14 protein-coding genes are annotated in these 17615 nt (G+C 72.5%); 9 read left to right on the top strand and 5 right to left on the bottom strand.

What is annotated here, in order from left to right; all coding sequences use genetic code 11:
- Window positions 1-125: 125 nt before the first annotated feature.
- From murJ to TPA0908_RS01505, 7 genes are all read left to right on the top strand, one after another.
- The gene (murJ, locus tag TPA0908_RS01535) at window positions 126-1871 is read left to right on the top strand and encodes a murein biosynthesis integral membrane protein MurJ (RefSeq protein WP_281933945.1); all 1746 of its coding nucleotides are present in this window, start codon (window positions 126-128) and stop codon (window positions 1869-1871) included.
- Window positions 1872-2244: 373 nt separating this feature from the next.
- Entirely contained in the window at window positions 2245-3864 is a 1620-nt protein-coding gene (locus TPA0908_RS01530; RefSeq protein WP_281933944.1) for a protein kinase family protein, read from the top strand.
- Window positions 3861-4571, top strand: a complete 711-nt coding sequence (gene sigM / locus TPA0908_RS01525; protein ID WP_281933942.1) for an RNA polymerase sigma factor SigM — start codon at window positions 3861-3863, stop codon at window positions 4569-4571. Before TPA0908_RS01530 ends, sigM begins: the two co-directional genes overlap by 4 nt.
- Complete coding sequence (locus TPA0908_RS01520; protein ID WP_281933940.1) at window positions 4568-5536, top strand: hypothetical protein; 969 nt, start codon at window positions 4568-4570, stop codon at window positions 5534-5536. The genes sigM and TPA0908_RS01520 overlap by 4 nt, the downstream gene beginning before the upstream one ends.
- 176 nt (window positions 5537-5712) lie before the next feature.
- Window positions 5713-6666, top strand: a complete 954-nt coding sequence (trxB, locus tag TPA0908_RS01515; protein ID WP_281933938.1) for a thioredoxin-disulfide reductase — start codon at window positions 5713-5715, stop codon at window positions 6664-6666.
- Window positions 6667-6696: 30 nt separating this feature from the next.
- On the top strand, window positions 6697-7020 hold the full coding sequence (trxA, locus tag TPA0908_RS01510; RefSeq protein ID WP_281933936.1) for a thioredoxin: 324 nt from the start codon (window positions 6697-6699) through the stop codon (window positions 7018-7020).
- Between the two features lie 165 nt (window positions 7021-7185).
- The gene (locus tag TPA0908_RS01505) at window positions 7186-8346 is read left to right on the top strand and encodes an N-acetylmuramoyl-L-alanine amidase (protein WP_281933933.1); all 1161 of its coding nucleotides are present in this window, start codon (window positions 7186-7188) and stop codon (window positions 8344-8346) included.
- Window positions 8347-8352: 6 nt separating this feature from the next.
- Here TPA0908_RS01505 and TPA0908_RS01500 read toward each other — a convergent pair whose 3' ends face one another.
- Complete coding sequence (locus TPA0908_RS01500) at window positions 8353-9018, bottom strand: GNAT family N-acetyltransferase (protein WP_107161981.1); 666 nt, start codon at window positions 9016-9018, stop codon at window positions 8353-8355.
- Window positions 9019-9309: 291 nt separating this feature from the next.
- Between TPA0908_RS01500 and TPA0908_RS01495 the strand changes: the two genes are divergently transcribed.
- Together TPA0908_RS01495 and TPA0908_RS01490 are read left to right on the top strand one after the other, a co-directional pair.
- Window positions 9310-10623 (top strand): aminotransferase-like domain-containing protein, encoded by a 1314-nt coding sequence (locus TPA0908_RS01495; RefSeq protein WP_281933929.1) that lies wholly within the window; start codon window positions 9310-9312, stop codon window positions 10621-10623.
- Window positions 10624-10630: 7 nt separating this feature from the next.
- On the top strand, window positions 10631-11623 hold the full coding sequence (locus TPA0908_RS01490; RefSeq protein WP_281933927.1) for a D-alanine--D-alanine ligase family protein: 993 nt from the start codon (window positions 10631-10633) through the stop codon (window positions 11621-11623).
- A 25-nt stretch (window positions 11624-11648) separates the two neighbouring features.
- Here TPA0908_RS01490 and TPA0908_RS01485 read toward each other — a convergent pair whose 3' ends face one another.
- The 4 genes from TPA0908_RS01485 to rsmG all read right to left on the bottom strand — a co-directional run bounded on the left by TPA0908_RS01485 (window position 11649) and on the right by rsmG (window position 17420).
- The gene (locus TPA0908_RS01485) at window positions 11649-12500 is read right to left on the bottom strand and encodes a hypothetical protein (protein WP_308447798.1); all 852 of its coding nucleotides are present in this window, start codon (window positions 12498-12500) and stop codon (window positions 11649-11651) included.
- Between the two features lie 1549 nt (window positions 12501-14049).
- Entirely contained in the window at window positions 14050-15090 is a 1041-nt protein-coding gene (locus TPA0908_RS01480) for a ParB/RepB/Spo0J family partition protein (RefSeq protein WP_281933925.1), read from the bottom strand.
- Window positions 15091-15117: 27 nt separating this feature from the next.
- Window positions 15118-16449: a ParA family protein gene (locus TPA0908_RS01475; protein ID WP_281933923.1), complete on the bottom strand. Its 1332-nt coding sequence runs from the start codon at window positions 16447-16449 to the stop codon at window positions 15118-15120.
- Between the two features lie 197 nt (window positions 16450-16646).
- Window positions 16647-17420, bottom strand: a complete 774-nt coding sequence (rsmG, locus tag TPA0908_RS01470; protein WP_281934633.1) for a 16S rRNA (guanine(527)-N(7))-methyltransferase RsmG — start codon at window positions 17418-17420, stop codon at window positions 16647-16649.
- Window positions 17421-17615 lie beyond the last annotated feature (195 nt).

Here is a 17615-nt window from a genome sequence, read left to right as displayed (position 1 = left end):
GCCAGCCTAGCGGGCCGAGGGTGGATCGACCGCGCCGGGCGTGGGTAACCGGGCGAGGTTGACTAAGGTTCCGGTGGTGCGGGGCCGTCGGGCCCGGTTCCGACATCCCCCTGGGAGGCTGTGAGATGAGCGGCGGCGGGCTCTACCGCAGCGCGAACGCGCACGGCGGCGGCCTGCCGCCGGACGACGGCGCGACCTTCATCTCGGCGGAGCCGCTGAACCAGCCGGGCGTCGAGTCGGTGGCGCCACCGCAGGAGGTGGTCGCCGAGACCAGCGCCGCGGCGAACAGCGCGGTGATGGCGATCGGCAGCCTGGTCAGCCGCGGCACCGGCTTCATCCGCAATCTGATGATCGGCGCGGCGCTGGGCGGCGCGCTGGTCGGTGACGCGTTCACCACCGCGATCTTCCTGCCGAACCAGGTGTACGAGTTCCTGCTCGGCGGCGTGCTCACCAGCGTGCTGATCCCGGTGCTGGTCCGGCGGCGCAAGTCCGACCCGGACCGGGGCGAGGCGTACTCCCAGCGGCTGCTCACGCTCGCGGTGCTGGCGCTGGCCGCCACCGTGCTGCTCGCCCTGGTCGCGGCGCCGGTGCTGACCGCCATCTACGCCGGTGGCAAGGACGCCGACTACCGCGGGCTGGTCACCAGCCTGTCGTACCTGATGTTGCCGATGCTGTTCTTCACCGGCGTGAGCGCGCTGATCGCCGCGGTGCTGAACACCCGCGGGCACTTCGCCGCGCCGATGTGGGCGCCCATCCTCAACAATCTGGTGGTCATCGGCGTCTGCGCGCTCTACATCGCGGTCTTCGGCGCCAACATCGTCCAGCCCGGCGAGATGAGCTGGGAACGGATCCTACTAATCGGCGGCGGCACGCTGCTCGGTGTCGCGGTCCAGACCGCCGGCCTGCTGCCGGCGTTGCGCAAGGTGGGCTTCCGGTGGCGGTGGCGGTTCGACTTCCGGGCGCTCGGCCTCGCCGAGCTGGCCCGGCTCGGTGGCTGGATGTTCTGCTACGTCGGGGTCAACCAGCTCGGTCTCTTCGTGGTGGTCAACCTGCTCACCCGCGCCGCCGGCGGCAACAACGCCGGTCTGCTGATCTACAACAACGTCTTCCTGCTGCTGATGATGGCGCACGGCATCATCGCGGTCTCGATCATCACCGCGCTGATGCCCCGGATGAGCGCCGCCGCCGCCGAGAGCCGGTTCGGCGACGTCACCGCCGACCTGTCCCGGGGCACCCGGATGGTCACCGCGGTGCTGGCCCCGATCGCGGTCTGCTACGCGGTGCTGGCCGCGCCGATCTCCGTGGTGGTGTTCCGCTACGGCGCGTTCACCGGCGACAACGCGGTGGCCACCTCGACCGTGCTGCTGGTCGCGGCGCTCGGCCTGGTGCCGTTCGCGGTCAGCCAGCTCTTCACGTTCGCGTTCTACGCGCTGCCCGACACGCGCACCCCGGCACTGATCAACATTCCGGTGGTGGTCCTGCGGGTGCTGCTCCAGGTCGGCCTCTTCCTGATCTTCTCGAACACGTTCGCGGCGGCCGGGATGATGCTCGGCAACGCGGTGTCGTACCTGGCCGCGGCCATCATCTCGGCGATGCTGCTGCGCCCCCGGGTGGGGCGGATCGGGTTGGGCCGGATCATGCGCACGCTCGGCCGGGTCGTGGTGGCCGCGCTCGGCGCCGCGCTGGTCGGGCTGCTCGTGCTCGCGGTGCTCCCGGGCGACCCGGCGAAGCTGAGCTGGTTCGCCGCCGCGGTCCAGCTGGTGGTCGGCGGCGCGGCGATCGGCGGCACGTACCTCGGGCTGGCCATGCTGCTGCGGATCGGGGAGATCACCGAGGTGGTCGGCATGGTGCGCCGGCGGCTCGGGCGCTGAGCGCCCACCCGTGACCGACGGTGAACGAGGATCACCAGGCTGGGGATACGGCTGTGGATAACTCGGGATTCCGCCGTCCAGTGGGCCTCTCGGCCTGTGGACAACCAACCGTACGGACGAGGGTGCCCAGGCCGGGACGGGGAAAGCACCGGCACGCCACACCGGGACGCCCCTGCGCCGATCACTTGCCGTCAACCTCTAGATTGGCGGTGCGTGTTCGCTGCGACTGGCTTCCCGCCCGCCGCAGCGGGAAGATGACATGTCGGAGAACCGGGCATCCCGGGTAAGGTCGCTCTCGACGGGTACGTCCGGCGTCGACGTGGGCGTCGACGCCGACCGTGCCGGTTCCACCGAAGCCAGAGCGGGAAGCCACATGCCCAGCAGCACGGGTCCATCGATCGACACGATCACCGAGGGAGGACGGGTGACCCAGGTCGGCGAGGGTCAGGAAGCGGAGGAAAGTTCTCCCGCGGTCGTGACCCTCGGTGCTCCCACGGTCGGTGAGCTCCTCGCCGAGCGCTACGAACTGGTCGAGCACATCAACAACGACAGTGCCGGGCGGCTGGTCTGGCGCGGGGTCGACGTGGTGCTGCGCCGGCCCGTCGCGGTGGTCCTCCGCTACCCCGGCGGCGACTCCGCCACCGAGATGCTCCAGGCCGCGGTCGCGGCCAGCCGGGTCATCCACCCCAACCTGGTCGGCGTCTACGACGCCATCGACGAGGACGACCGGGCCTACGTGGTCCGCGAGTGGGTGGACGGCCAGTCGCTGCGGGAGCTGGTCGCCGCCGACGGGCCGCTGGATCCGGCCCGCGCGACCGCGATCGGCAACGCCGTCGCCAGCGCCCTGGCCGCGGTGCACGCCACCGGCATGGTGCACGGCAACCTCCACCCCGGCACCGTGATGATCAGCGACGACGGCCGGGTGGTGCTGGCCGACGCGCGCACCGACGGGGCGGACAGCCAGGAGAACGACCTGCGGGCCGTCGGCGGGGTGCTCTACTTCGCGCTGACCGGGCACTGGCCGCACGGTGAGGCCCCGCTGCACGGCGCCACCGCCGGGCACGGCCGGGCCGCCCTGCCGGACGCCGTCCGGGACGCCAGCGGCAGCATCGCCGCGCCCCGGCAGGTCCGCGCCGGGGTGCCGGCGTACCTCGACGACCTCACCATGGACCTGCTCGACCCGGAGATCGCCCCGCCCTCGTCGGACGTGCTGTCCGCCGAGCTGAGCCGGCTCGACATCCCGGCCGACGAGCAGTTCCTGGAGCAGGCCGGCCCGCTGCGCTTCACCGCCGACCCCGGCGAGGAGCCGTCGTCCCCGCTGGCCGCGGCCGGCGGGCGCAAGGTCGCCCTGGGCATCGCCGGCCTGCTGGTGGTGGCGCTGGTCGGTCTGCTCGTCGGGATCAGCGTGCTCGGGGGCGGTGACGACGACGCCAAGGAGCCGGTGGCCCAGCCCACCAACAGCGCCCCCGCCACGGGCGGCAGCACCGAGGCGGCCGCGCCGGTCCGCAAGCTCACCGTCTCCGACGTCCGGATCATCGACCCGGAGAGCGGGGACCGCGCCGAGGTGCGGAACGCCGAGAAGGTCATCGACGGCAGCGACGACGAGGGCTGGGAGACCCAGACCTACCGGAACAACGGCAAGTTCGGCGGCCTGAAGAAGGGCATGGGCGTCTGGATCGACCTGGGTGCCCCGCACACGGTCAAGTCGCTCCAGGCCACGCTCTCGTCCACCGGCGCCTCGGCCGAGCTGCGCGCCGGCACCAACGGTGAGTTCCCCTCCACCTCCAAGGGCGACAAGGACCTCGTCGCGGCGTACCCCACCGTGATCGGGCAGCCGTTCGAGGACCACGACGGCACCAAGATGACGTTCAACGGGTTCGACCCCGCCCAGAAGTACCAGTACCTCCTCTTCTGGATCACCGAGCTGCCGAAGAAGGACGACGGCAGCGGCTGGAAGATCGGGGTCCAGGAGATCACGGTCCAGGGCTCGTGAGCCGCTGGTCGGCGACCGGTGACGGCCCGCCGGCCGGCTCCGACCTGGAGCTGCTCCGGGCCCACGTCGCGGGTGACCGGGACGCCTTCACCGAGCTGTTCCACCGGCACCGCGACCGCCTCTGGGCGGTGGCGCTGCGGACCATCGGGGACCGCGAGGAGGCGGCCGACGCGCTCCAGGACGCGATGCTGTCGGCGCACCGCGCCGCGGCCCGTTTCCGGGGCGACTCGGCGGTCACCACCTGGCTGCACCGGATCGTGGTGAACGCGTGCCTGGACCGGATGCGGCGACGCCAGACCCACGCCACCGTCCCGCTGCCCGACGGGGTGCACACCGACGGGGATCCGGGACGCCACACCGGCGGCGTCGAACCGGCCGCGCCCGCCCCCGACCACGACACCGCGCTGGTGGTCCGGCAGGCGCTCGCGGCCCTGCCGGCGGAGCAGCGGGCCGCGCTGGTCCTGGTGGACGTGCAGGGCTACCCGGTGGCCGAGGTGGCCCGGATTCTCGACGTCGCCGAGGGGACGGTGAAGAGCCGGTGCGCCCGGGGTCGGGCGCGGCTCGCCGTGCTGCTGGGGCACCTGCGCACCGGTGCCGACGACGCCGTGCACGTGCCGCGGGTCACCGCAGGGAACCGCCGGCGGCCCGAGGGCGTCGGATCCTCGTCGGGACTCACCCGGCCGGACGCCAGCCAGGAGGAGCCGTGAGTTCGCGGGAGTTCAGCGAGGTCGACCACGACCTCCTCGCCGACTACCTCGGCGGGGCGCTGGACGGCACCCCCGAGCAGGCCACCGTGGCCCGGCTGGTCGAGCAGGACCCGGCCTGGCGCGCGGCGTACGCGGCCCTGGCCGGCGCGCTCGACCTGGTGCACGCCGACCTGGCCGACTGGGCGTCGTCGTCCGCGCCGGAGCTGCCGGTGGCGGTCTCCGACCGGATCACGGCCGCGCTCGCCGGCGCCGGTCCCGCCCCGACCGCCGACCACGTGCCCGAACACGCCGGTCGGGATGCGACGCCGGTCACCGTGCCGGCGCAGCCCGGCCGGACGACCCGCCCACCCGGCACGGTCGCCCGTCCCGACCGGCACACCGGGCCGGGGCGACGGTCCCGGCGCTGGGCCCGGGTCGCCGGGCCGGTGGCGCTGGCCGCCGCCTCGGTCGCCGCGGTCAGTCTCGGCGTCGGCCGGCTGGCGGACACGGGTGGGGACAGCAGCACCGTCGGGCGACCGGCCGGGGAGGCGGCGCCGGCGGCGGGCGCGCCGTACCGGACCACCGGGCCGGCCGTACGCAGCGGCACGGACTGGACCCCGGAACTCCTCGGCCGGGACGCCAAGGCGATGTCGGCCCGACCGGACATGGCCGGGCCGTCGGGCGCGACGGACAGCGGCCGGGAGACCCCCCTGGCCACCGACAAGTACCGCCTCGGCGCCGTCGGCGGGTTGGACCGGCTCGCCCGCCCGGAGGCACTGGCCGCCTGCCTGACCGCGATCGGCGCCGAACACGGCGCGGTGCCGCTCACCGTCGAGATGGTCGACTACGCCCGGTTCCAGGGCAGTCCGGCGCTGGTGGTGACGTTCTCGGACGCGGGCGGCGCCCGCTGGGGCTGGGTGAGCGGGCCGGAATGCGGCGTACCCGGGTCCGGCGCAGACACCCGGTTCCGCACGCGGGTAGGGTGAAACCGCGGTCAGGGGTCCTGTCCCGCCACGTGACGTGACCCACCAGATGACCGGCTCGGGAATCCCCGCTTCGTACGATGACGTTCTGGAAGTCAGGCGCCGGCGCCTCCGCGCGGTCGGCACTCGGATCGACATCGGTGCGTACCGGTGACGAACACACACATCGGGAGACGGCAGTGGACGAGGTCCGCAACCTGATCATCATCGGCTCCGGGCCGGCCGGCTACACCGCGGCGGTCTACGCCGCGCGCGCCAACCTCAAGCCGCTGGTGATCGAGGGCGTGCAGTCCGGTGGCGCGCTGATGACCACCACCGAGGTGGAGAACTTCCCCGGTTTCGCCGACGGGATCCTCGGCCCCGAGCTGATGGACAACATGCGCAAGCAGGCCGAGCGGTTCGGCGCGGAGTTCCTCACCGACGACGTGACCCGGGTCGAGCTGAAGGACACCGGCGAGATCGGCTCGGACGCGGTGAGCACGGTCTGGGTGGGCGAGACCGCCTACCGGGCCCGCGCCGTCATCCTCTCCACGGGTTCGGCGTGGCGACCGCTGGGCGTGCCGGGCGAGCAGGAATACCTCGGCCACGGCGTGTCGTCCTGCGCCACCTGTGACGGCTTCTTCTTCCGTAACCAGCACATCGTGGTGGTCGGCGGCGGCGACTCGGCCATGGAGGAGGCGAGCTTCCTCACCCGCTTCGCCGAGTCGGTGACGATCATCCACCGTCGCGACTCGTTCCGGGCCAGCAAGATCATGGCGGAGCGGGCGCTGGGCAACGAGAAGATCAAGGTGGAGTGGAACACCACGGTCGAGGAGATCCTCGGCGAGGACGGCAAGGTCAGCGGCGTACGGGTGCGCGACGTGCACACCGGCCAGACCAAGGTGCTCGACGTCACCGGCGTGTTCGTGGCGATCGGCCACGACCCGCGCAGCGAGCTGTTCCGCGACCAGGTGGAGCTGGACGACGAGGGTTACGTGAAGGTGCAGGCGCCGAGCACCCGCACCAACGTGCCGGGCGTGTTCGCCGCCGGCGACGTGGTCGACCACACCTACCGGCAGGCCATCACGGCGGCCGGCACCGGATGTGCGGCCGCGCTGGACGCCGAGCGGTTCATCGCCACCCTGCAGGGCTGAGAATTTCACCAAAGGGAGAAGGGGTTCATAGTGGGAGCAACCAAGGCGGTCACGGACGCGAGCTTCGCGAGCGACGTGCTGAAGTCCGACAAGCCGGTCCTGGTCGACTTCTGGGCGGAGTGGTGCAGTCCGTGCCGCAAGGTCTCGCCGCTCCTGGAGGAGATCGCGGGCGAGATGAGTGACCAGGTCACCATCGTCAAGCTCAACATCGACGAGAACCCCGAGACGGCCCGCGCCTACCGGGTGATGTCCGTGCCGACGCTGACCATCTTCAAGAACGGCGAGCCGGTGCAGTCGATCGCCGGCGCCAAGCCGAAGGGCGAGCTGCTCAAGCTCATCGAGTCGGCGCTCTGACCGACCCGACACCGCCGGAGCCCCCGTCACCCCACCCGGGTGTCGGGGGCTCCGGCGTTCCTGACCTGCGCGAACCCGAACCCGCCAGGTAACCGGCCACGGTACGCTCCGTAAGCGTCCGTCGGAGCTACCGCCTCCGCCAGCGCCCGTGCAGAGGGGGTCGTCGTGCGTCCGATCCGACCCGGTGACCGGGGCCCCGCGGTGGCCGAGATCCGAACCGTGCTCGCCGGCCTGGAACTGCTGCCCACCGACGGCCGCGCCGACGACTACGACGCCGCGACGGAACGCGCGGTCCGCGCCTTCCAGCAGTCCCGCGGCCTCAGCGTCGACGGGCGGGTGGGCGCGGAGACCTGGCGGGCGCTGGACGCGGCCCGCTGGCGGTTCGGCGCCCGCGCGCTCTACCACGCGGTGCCCGAGCCACTGACCGGTGAGGACGTCCGTTCGCTCCAGGAACGCCTGCTGGAGATGGGGTACGACGTGGGCCGCGCCGACGCCATCTACGGCATCCGCACCTCCCGCGCGGTGGCCCAGTTCCAACGCGAGATGGGGCTGAAGCCGGACGGGTCGTGCGGCCCGCACACCGTCAACGCGCTGCGCCGGCTCGGCCGCAAGGTGGTCGGCGGGCGCCCGCAGTGGCTACGCGAGTCCGACGCCATCCGCCAGGCCGGGCCGACGCTCGTCGGCCGGACCGTGGTGATCGATCCGGGCCACGGCGGCACCGACAGCGGAGTGGTGGTGCCCGACGGCTCGCTGCGTTGGACCGAGGCGGACCTCGTGCACGACCTCGCCAGCCGGCTGGAGGGGCGGCTCGCGGCGGCCGGCGTACGGGTGCAGCTCACCCGGGGCCCGTCGTCCCCGACCTGCCTGCCGGACGCGGACCGGGCCCAGCTCGCCAACTCGCTCGGCGCGGACGTGTTCATCTCGCTGCACACCGACGGGCACGCCAACCCGGAGGCCGACGGCGTCGCCACCTACCACTACGGCACCGACAACGGCGTCACCTCGGCCACCGGGGAGCGCCTGGCCGGGCTGGTGCAGCGGGAGATCGTGGCCCGCACCGGGCTGCGCGACTGCCGCACCCACGCCAAGGCGTGGGACCTGCTCCGGCTCACCCGGATGCCCGCGGTCCGCGTCGAGGTGGGCTACCTGACCTCCCCCACCGACCGGGGCCGGCTGATCGACCCGCGCTTCCGCGACCGGGTGGTCGAGGCGATCGTGGCCGGGGTGCAGCGGATGTACCTGCCGATCGAACGGGACGTGCCGACCGGCTCGATCGACGTCAGCGAGCTGCGGGCGATCGTGGCCGCCGGCACCGTGGTCGACTGAGCCCGGTCAGCTCGTCGAGCGGGTGGCCGGAGCCGGCCGCACCGGCCGCAGCAGCGTCTCCGGGCTCATCGAGCCGAGCAGCTTCTCCAACGCGTACTCGACGTCGGACTTCCAGCTCAGCGCCGTGCGCAGCTCCAGCCGCAGGCGCGGGTAACGGGGGTGCGGGCGGACCGTCTTGAAGCCCACCGAGAGGAAGAAGTCGGCCGGCGCGACACACGCCCGGGTGGGGCCGTCCGGCTCGTCACCGAACTTGGCGTCGCCGAACGCCTCGATGGCCTTGATGCCGCGCTTGGTGAGGTCCCGCGCCACGCCCTGCACCAGCATCCGGCCCAGACCGCCGTCGGCGAACGCGGGCACCACGTGCGCGGTCATCAGCAGCGCCGCGTCCGCCGAGACCGGCGACGTCGGAAACGCCATCGAACGCGGGACGTACGCCGGCGGGGCGTACATGACGAAACCGGCCGGCATGCCGTCGACGTAGACCAACTTGCCGCAGGAGCCCCACTCCAGCAGCGTCTGGGAGACCCACGCCTCCTTCTCCAGGCCCGGGTCGCCGGCCGCGCAGGCCCGCTCCGCGGAGACCGGATCCAGCTCCCAGTAGACGCACCGCCGGCAGGATCGGGGAAGGTCCTCCAGGGTGTCAAGCGTCAGGCTGACCAGACGTCGCGACATGAGCGCACCCCACCAACAATCTCGGAGCGTCGGTCACCGCGGTGTCCCGCCGCCCTCCTGCTCCCGACGAGCGATCGTACGCTTCCGCCCGCCGACGCGGGAGGGGACGCGCGAACGCCCACCCGGGCGACGGACCCGGGAGTCCGGGATGTGGACGTGTCCACACGGCGGGTTCCGCGCCGGTCACCAGGGACTACGATCGACCAATCGGCCGCGCGCCGCCATTGGATGCCGGCATCGCGGGTACCACACCGGGCGGCAGCCCCGCCGACACCCGACCGAGGTGATGTCATGACCGGCACGACGCTCGACGACTACACCGACCGGTACGCCCGCCGCGTCCGGGGGATGACCGCCTCCGAGATCCGGGCGCTCTTCGCGGTCGCCAGCCGGCCGGAGGTCGTCTCGCTCGCCGGCGGAGCGCCCTACATCGCCGCGCTGCCGCTCGACGCGGTGGGCGAGATGCTCGGCCGGCTCGGCGCCGAGCACGGCGCCACCACCCTCCAGTACGGCATCGGCCAGGGCACCCTGGAGCTGCGCGAACGGATCTGCGAGGTGATGGCCCTCTCCGGGATCGACGCCTCCTGCGGGGCCTCCCCGGAGGACGTGGTGGTGACCGTCGGCGGGCAGCAGGCGCTCGACCTGGTGGCCCGCCTCTTCCTGGACCCGGGTGACGTGGTGCTCGCCGAGGGCCCGACCTACGTCGGCGCGCTCGGGGTGTTCCAGGCCGCCCAGGCGCAGGTGACCCACGTGCCGATGGACGACCAGGGCCTGATCCCGGAGGCGCTGGAGGTGGCCATCGCCGACCTGGCCCGGGCCGGCCGGCGGGTGAAGTTCCTCTACACCATCCCGACGTACCAGAACCCGGCCGGCGTGACGTTGAGCGAGGAGCGGCGCGAACGGGTGCTCGACATCTGCGAGCGCGCCGGCCTGCTCGTGGTGGAGGACGACCCGTACGGTCAGCTCGGTTTCGAAGGCGAGGCGCCGGCGCCGTTGCGGGCCCGGCGGCGCGACGGGGTCTTCTACCTGAGCACCTTCTCCAAGACGTTCGCCCCCGGCCTGCGGGTGGGCTGGATCCTCGCCCCGCACGCGGTGCGCGACAAGCTGGTCATCGCCAGCGAGGCGCAGATCCTCTGCCCCAGCGTCTTCGCGCAGTCCGCCGTCTCGACGTACCTCGGCACCATGCCGTGGCGGGAGCAGCTCAAGACCTACCGGGAGGTCTACCGCGAGCGTCGGGACGCGCTGCTCGGCGCGCTGACCGACCTGATGCCGGCCGGCACCACCTGGACCACCCCGACCGGTGGCCTCTTCGTGTGGGCCACCCTGCCGGACGGGCTGGACGCCAAGGCGATGATGCCGCGGGCCGTCGCCGCCCGGGTCGCGTACGTGCCCGGCACCGGCTTCTACGCCGACGGGACGGGCACGTCCAACATGCGGCTCAACTACTCCTTCCCGCCGCCGGAGCGGATTCGGGAGGGCGTGCGCCGGCTGGCCGGCGTGATGGAGCAGGAGATCGCCATGCGGAAGGTCTTCGGAGCGGTCGGCAACGCCGGGCCACGCCGACGTCAGGGCGGCTCCGACGCGCCCGGCCCCGACTTGGCATGATGCCGGCATGGCCGTCACCCCCGCCGCACCGACACCTGTGACCGGATCCTCCGCCGACGAGCTGCACGTGCTCGTGCTCGCCGGCGGTCTCTCCTACGAGCGGGACGTCTCCCTGCGGTCCGGCCGTCGCGTGCTGGACGCGCTGCGCGCGGTCGGCGTGCAGGCGGAGCTGCGGGACGCCGACGTCGCGCTGCTGCCCGCGCTGGCCGCCGACCCGCCGGACGCGGTGGTCATCGCCCTGCACGGCGCCACCGGCGAGGACGGCTCGCTGCGCGGCGTGCTCGACCTGTGTGACGTGCCCTACGTCGGTTGCGACGCCCGCTCCTCCCGGCTGGCCTGGGACAAGCCGTCCGCCAAGGCCGTCCTGCGCGAGGCCGGCATCCCCACGCCCGACTGGGTGGCGCTGCCGCACGACCGCTTCTCCGAGCTGGGCGCGGTCGCCGTCCTGGACCGGATCGTCGACCGCCTCGGGCTGCCGTTGATGGTCAAGCCGGCGCAGGGCGGTTCCGGGCTGGGCGCCGCCGTGGTCCGGGACGCCGCGTCGCTGCCGGCCGCGATGGTCGGCTGTTTCGCGTACGACCAGACGGCGCTGGTGGAGCGCTACGTGCCCGGCATGGACGTGGCGGTGTCCGTGCTCGACCTGGGCGACGGCCCGCAGGCCCTGCCCCCGGTCGAGATCGTGCCCCGCAACGGCGTCTACGACTACGCGGCCCGCTACACGGCGGGGCGCACCACCTGGCACGCGCCCGCCCGGCTCGACGCCGCCACGACCGCGCAGGTGACCGACGTGGCGCTCGCCGCGCACACGGCGCTCGGCCTGCGGGACGTGTCCCGCGTCGACCTGATTGTCGACGCGGAGGGCCGGCCGCACGTGCTGGAGGTCAACGTCTCGCCGGGCATGACGGAGACCTCACTGCTGCCGCTGGCGATCCAGGCGGCCGGGCTCGACTTCGGTCGCGTCCTGGGCTCACTGGTGGGCCGGGCCGCCGCGCGCCGCTGAGCTGACCCGACCGGCGCCACCACTTTCACTCCCGGTTCGGACCGGCCGTTCCTGTCGCCGGCTCCGCGTCGCCGTCCGACGCCGTGGGCCCGGCGTCGCCGGTCGCGGTCTCGCCATCCCCGTCGCGAGGGCCGCCGTCCGGCGTGTGCACGGAAGGCGTGTCATCGGCGGCGTCGTCGGCCGACCCCACCGGCTCGACCTCCGGGATCTCGTCCGCCGCTTCGATCACCGACGCCGTCTCCTCGTCGGGTTCCTCGGTGGTGTCCGCCGGCGCCGGCGAGGAGAGGCTCGACGGGGCCTGCCACCGGATGCGCGGCGGCTCGGCGAGCGGTCGGCCACCGAACTCGGCGAGCCACGCCGCCACCATGGCGAGGTTCTCCCGCCACTGCTCCTCGGAGATCGGCGGCAGGATCGAGTCCCACAGCGACAGGAACGTGCCCCGCAGTTGCAGCCGCCCGTACGGGCGGGCCAGGAACCACATGTGCAGGTGCGCCGACCCGTCGCCCCAGCGGTTGACGTGCACCCGGGCGACCCCGTCCAGCGAGCGGATGGCCCGCTCCAGCCGGACGGTCATCACCCCCAGTTCGGCGGCGAGCAGGTTCGGCAGGTCACCAAGGTCCAGGTGGGAGCGGGACTCCAGGATCAGAACCATCGGCAGGCCGGTGGGCCGGTCCATGGTGCGGACCCGCCACCGCTCACCGACCCAGATGTACGCCTCGTCAGGCGCGTTGCAGGCGGTGCACTCCCGGTCCTCCTCGCCCCGACGGGGAGGTTCGACCGGCACGGGATCGTCGAGCTGCTTGACGCGAAGATCGCCCTCGAAGGGGAAGGAGGGCCACTGGGTGAAGTCCGGGACTGAGGGAGGGGTGTCCTGCACGACGCTGACCCTAACGGAGTTGGCGACGCCTGTCCCTCCCCGTTCCCACCGGAGTCGAGCCCGCTTCGACGATCCACAGCGCGTTGTCCACCACGTTGTCCACAGGCCGCCGAGATCACCACCACAGTGCGTCATCCACAGCTCAGCAAGGGTTTCCGGGTGTTGTTTCACGTGAAACGGAGTGAGCCTGTGGACAACCGCTGTGGATAACTTCTGCGGCCATGAGGCTTCCCCGTGACCCTTCCGTTCAACGAGCGGAGGGCTCTGACGCAGCGGCTCAACGGGGCTCAGTCCCGCCGCATGGGCTGGCTCGTTTCACGTGAAACGGAGCACTCCATGATTCCTGGCTGCGCGGGCTACCCGGTCGCGGTTCAGCCCTGGAAGAGGCGCTCGGTTGGATGCGACCCTCTCCCGTTTCACGTGAAACGGGCTACGGGGATCCGCCGGGTCCGGAGCGCTGCGGGTGGGCTCGCACTGCCGCAGACGCCGACCGGCGACCGAACTCGTCCCACCGGGCCGGCTCACGCCTGAAGCGCCCCGGGCCCGGCCGCACCGCGCGGTCGGATCTGCTCGGGCCCCTCAGCGGTCCGTAGGAACGGCACCGCATCTGCCCCGGGCGGAGAACTCATTCCGAAGTCGCCGGCCCGCGCACGAGGCCGGAAGGTATGTGCGGCATGAGCGCGGCCCTCGCCTCTGCCGTCGCGCGTCACCGGAACCGCTGGGTGCTGCGCCGGTGACTCGGTCAGGCCGCGCCGGTGACTGAGCCAGGCTGTGGTGGGGATCGCCGCGAGGGCTGCGGGACGGCTGCCTTTCGACGCGCCGTTCCCGAAGCCGCGCACGTTGACCGCGCACCCGGCCTGTCGCGCCGTGCATGCCGTCATGGACAGCATCGCGAGGCCCGCCCGGAGATCGATCGGGTGAGGGCCCGGGCGCACGCACATGCCGTGACGGGACAGCACGGAGGGCAAGGCCGATGATCAGCCGGGTCGAGGCAGATCGGCTCAGCGGCACGGCGAGCCTCTGTCCGTGAGAGGAGACGACCGAGCAACGCCGGCGACAAACAAGCCGCCGTCGCCACGGCTCATTCGCGTGCGATGAGCAAGCGCAAGGACACCGCTCCCGCCCCCGCAGGCCAAAGACGCGCCTATTCGGGTCGAGACCATCAAGGCGGATGGGGACCGCTCTTGCGGGCCCTGACAGGCCCATGCCGTTTCACGTGAAACCACACCGCTGGCCCTACCGCTTCACGGCCCCACGCCGGCCCGGCACGGCGTGCCTTATGGCAGGTGGCGCCAGCGGTCGACGGTCCTCGTGTCGAGCGCGGCACGACCAGCGAACGGCAACGGTGGCAGCGCAGCACGCCCTGGTGACCCAGCGGTCGGGACGCATCACGTCCGACGAACGACAACGGGTGCGAGGCACAGCACGTCGGAGGACCGACACGGGTGCGAGGCAGCACCGTGGGGCGAACCGCAGCGGTGGAAGGCTGCCGGAACGCCACCGGCCGCACCCCTCAACGGGAATGCGGCCGGTCGGGTCGAGCAGTGAGTCACTCCTCGGGCTGCTCCTCCTGGCCCACGCCGATGATGCCGACGATCCGCTCCAGGTCGTCGACGGTCGCGAACTCGATCGTGATCTTGCCCTTGCTCCGGCCGATGTCGACCTTCACGCGAGTGTCGAAGCGGTCGGCGAGCCGGTCGGCGAGATCGGAGAGCGCGGGAGCATGCGCCTTGGCCCGTCGCTTGGCCGCAGGGGGCTTTGCCGGCCCCTCAGCCAGCGCCAGAGCCACCAACTCCTCGGTGCCGCGTACCGATATGCCCTCGGCGACGATCCGCGTGGCGAGCTTCTCCTGGGCCTCACCGTCGTCGAGGCTGAGCAGCGCCCGGGCATGGCCGGCGGAGAGCACTCCGGCGGCGACCCGCCGCTGCACGGCCCCGGGGAGGTTCATCAGGCGAATGGTGTTGGAGATCTGCGGTCGGCTGCGGCCGATCCGGCGTGCCAGTTCCTCGTGGGTGGCACCGAACTCCTCCAGCAACTGCTGGTAGGCCGCCGCCTCTTCGAGCGGGTTCAGGTTGGCGCGGTGGATGTTCTCCAGCAGCGCGTCCCGGAGCATCGCGTCGTCCTTGGTCTCCCGGACGATCGCGGGAATGCTCTCCCGGCCGACCGCCTGGGCGGCACGCCAGCGCCGCTCACCCATGACGAGTTCGTACTTCTCGCCGTCGAGCTGCCGGACGACGATCGGCTGAAGGAAGCCGACCTCCTGGATCGAGGTCTTCAGCTCCTCCAACGCCTCCTCATCGAAGACGTGCCGCGGCTGCTTCGGGTTCGGCACGATGCTGTCGACCGGAATCTCGGCGAAGCGCGCACCCGGCACCGGGCTCAGCTCGAACTCCGGCTCGGCGGCCGGCTTGCCACGGTCGAGGACCGCGCCGGCCCCGGTGGGGGGCGGGTCCGCGACGGGAGAAGCCGGGGTGGCCACCGTCGGGACGGATGCCTCATCGGCCTCCGGCGGGGCGACGCCCGGCGCCGGCCCGGTGGGGATGAGGGCGCCGAGCCCTCGGCCCAGACCGCCGCGGGGACGGTTCTTCATGCGACGCCTCCCAGCGACTTCTCCGCACTACGCATTCCGGCTCACCGGCTCCTTGACCCCTCGTTCGGCGATCTCCTGGGCGGCCTCGAAGTAGCTCGTGGCACCCCGCGAACCGGGATCGTAGGTCATGACCGACTGGCCGTAGCTCGGTGCCTCGGAGACACGCACGTTGCGGGGGATGACGGCCTGGAGCACCTTGTCCCCGAAGTGGTTCCGGACGTCCTGCTCCACCGCGTCGGCCAGCCGAGTACGCCGGTCGTACATGGTCAACAGGATGGTGGAGACGTCGAGCTTCGGGTTGAGGTGCTGGCGTACCAGGTTGATGTTGTTGATCAGCTGGTTGAGCCCCTCCAGCGCGTAGTACTCGCACTGGATGGGGATCAGCACCTCCTGCGCGGCCACCAACGCGTTGACGGTCAGCAGGCCGAGCGAGGGCGGGCAGTCGATGAAGACGTAGTCGAAATGGCCCGGGTACGCCTCGATGGCGCGCGACAGGCGGGACTCCCGGGCGACCACCGAGACCAGCTCGATCTCGGCACCGGCCAGGTCGATGGTCGCCGGCACGCACCACAGGTTGGGGATGCCCTCGACCGCCTGGGCCACCTCCTCCAGCGGCACGCTGTCGATGAGGCAGTCGTAGACGTCCGGCACACCGGTGTGGTGTGGCACGTTCAGCCCGGTGGACGCGTTGCCCTGCGGGTCGAGGTCGACCACGAGCACGCGGTTGCCGTGCAGCGCGAGCGCCACCGCCAGGTTCACGGTGGTGGTGGTCTTGCCCACGCCACCCTTCTGGTTGGCGACGCACATCACCCGGGTCCGGTCGGGGCGGGGCATGTTGACCTCGCCACTGGGATTCAGGATCTGCACGGCGCGCATCGCCTCCATAGCCAACGGTGGGTCATCCTCTTCGCGCGTCGGGGTTTCACGTGAAACGTACGTGTCGGCCGCGGCCTCGTCCCCGTATCCGGCGACCGGTGGCGTGTCGGCCGACACCGGGTCCGGGACGGGCTGGTGCGGTACGGCGGAGACCGGCGGTTGTGGTTCGTAACGGGCGGGGATCGCGACGTTCGCCCGCACCGATGCCGGCCGCGGGGACGGGGCGTTCACCGGGCCGTCGCTCGGGTCGTGCGGTTCGCGGGCCGGTGGGACGTTGGCCGGTGCGGACGAGACCGGCCGGAGAGCGCCCGCCACCGACGCCTCCGGCCGGTGGGCCGGGCCGACCGGAGAAGGCGGCGAGGTGTCACGGGAATCGTTCACCGCCCATTCCTGGTAGCTGGTTTCACGTGAAACGGAACCGTCCGGGGCTCGCCCGCCGGCGCCGGTCAGCCGTGGCTCGTCGTACCTGCCGTCGTCATGCACCTGTCATCCCTACCCGCTCCGGATGGTCGGTCCGCACCGTCGATCGGGTCGGGTGCCGCCCGGCACCGCCGCTCCACACTATCGACGCGCGGTCAGCCTACGGCCGACGGGCGTGGCGGGTCCATGTCGGGTTGTGATCGATCCGGTCACGCCCCACGGGTCCAACGACCCGTGGGGCATTCGGAAAGCTGCTCCGCTCAGCGATCCCGGTTACGGTCGCCGCGTCGGCGACCGCCACGCGAGCGCTTCGCCTTCGGCTTCTTCGGGTTGACCACCCGTTCCCGGACCACCTCGACCACAGTTGCCGCCGGTTCGATCAATCCGGTCCCGCACCGGTGCAGCGTGGGCTCCCCGCCGCCGAGCCGGATCACCGCATCGGCGTGCTCGGCGATCTCCTCGGCCGCGGAGGCGCCCTTGAGCGCCAGCAACCGGCCGCCCGGCACGGTCAGCGGGAGGCACCAACCGGCGAGCCGGTCCAGCGGGGCCACGGCCCGTGCGGTGACGATGTCGGCGGAGAGCGGATCGCGGTCCCGGGAACCGGCCGCCGCCTCGTCGGCCCGCCCTCGGAACACCCGGACGGACCGGGTCAGGCCGAGACGCTGCACCGCTTCCACCAGGAAGGCGACCCGCCGGGCGAGCGGTTCGACAAGGGTCACGGTGAGATCCGGACGGGCGATCGCCAGCACCAGGCCGGGGAGCCCGGCACCGGAACCGACGTCGATCACGCGGGCGTCCGCCGGGATCCGCTCCGCCACCACGGCGCAGTTGAGCAGGTGCCGGTCCCAGAGCCGGGGCGTCTCGCGGGGCCCGATCAGGCCCCGGAGCACGCCCTCGGTGGCCAGGAGTTCGGCGTACGCGGCAGCAAGGTCGAGCCGGTCGCCGAAGAGTGCGCGCGCGGCCTCCGCCAACTCCGGCGGCAACGTGGCGTCGGCCGGGTCGGGCGCGGCACCCGCGACGGGCCCGTCCGCCATGGACGGCTCGGGAGGGGTCGCCGGATCCGCGAAGGCCGGCACCGCCACCACGTCCGGTTCGGCGAAGAACGGGTCGACCGTCCCGGCCGGAGCTTCGGCGTCGACGGGTTCGGCCACTGCCGGCACGTCACCGGAGAAGGACGGTGTCACCTCGGTGGCGGCGGTCGGCTCGACGCCGTCCACCGTCGTGGTGCC

The organism is Micromonospora sp. AKA38, from assembly GCF_027925725.1.
Classification (GTDB): Bacteria; Actinomycetota; Actinomycetes; order Mycobacteriales; family Micromonosporaceae; genus Micromonospora.
The sequence above is the reverse complement of the archived record's forward strand: the minus strand, read 5'-3'. Positions and strand labels throughout refer to the sequence as shown.

What these genes read in the sequence shown, in the direction of transcription:
- murJ (WP_281933945.1), top strand. Translation starts at nt 126, where the DNA reads ATGAGCGGCGGCGGGCTCTACCGCAGCGCGAACGCGCACGGCGGCGGC.
- TPA0908_RS01530 (WP_281933944.1), top strand. Translation starts at nt 2,245, where the DNA reads ATGCCCAGCAGCACGGGTCCATCGATCGACACGATCACCGAGGGAGGA.
- TPA0908_RS01500 (WP_107161981.1), bottom strand. Translation starts at nt 9,018, where the DNA reads ATGTCGCGACGTCTGGTCAGCCTGACGCTTGACACCCTGGAGGACCTT.
- TPA0908_RS01495 (WP_281933929.1), top strand. Translation starts at nt 9,310, where the DNA reads ATGACCGGCACGACGCTCGACGACTACACCGACCGGTACGCCCGCCGC.
- TPA0908_RS01490 (WP_281933927.1), top strand. Translation starts at nt 10,631, where the DNA reads ATGGCCGTCACCCCCGCCGCACCGACACCTGTGACCGGATCCTCCGCC.
- TPA0908_RS01480 (WP_281933925.1), bottom strand. Translation starts at nt 15,090, where the DNA reads ATGAAGAACCGTCCCCGCGGCGGTCTGGGCCGAGGGCTCGGCGCCCTC.
- rsmG (WP_281934633.1), bottom strand. Translation starts at nt 17,420, where the DNA reads ATGGCGGACGGGCCCGTCGCGGGTGCCGCGCCCGACCCGGCCGACGCC.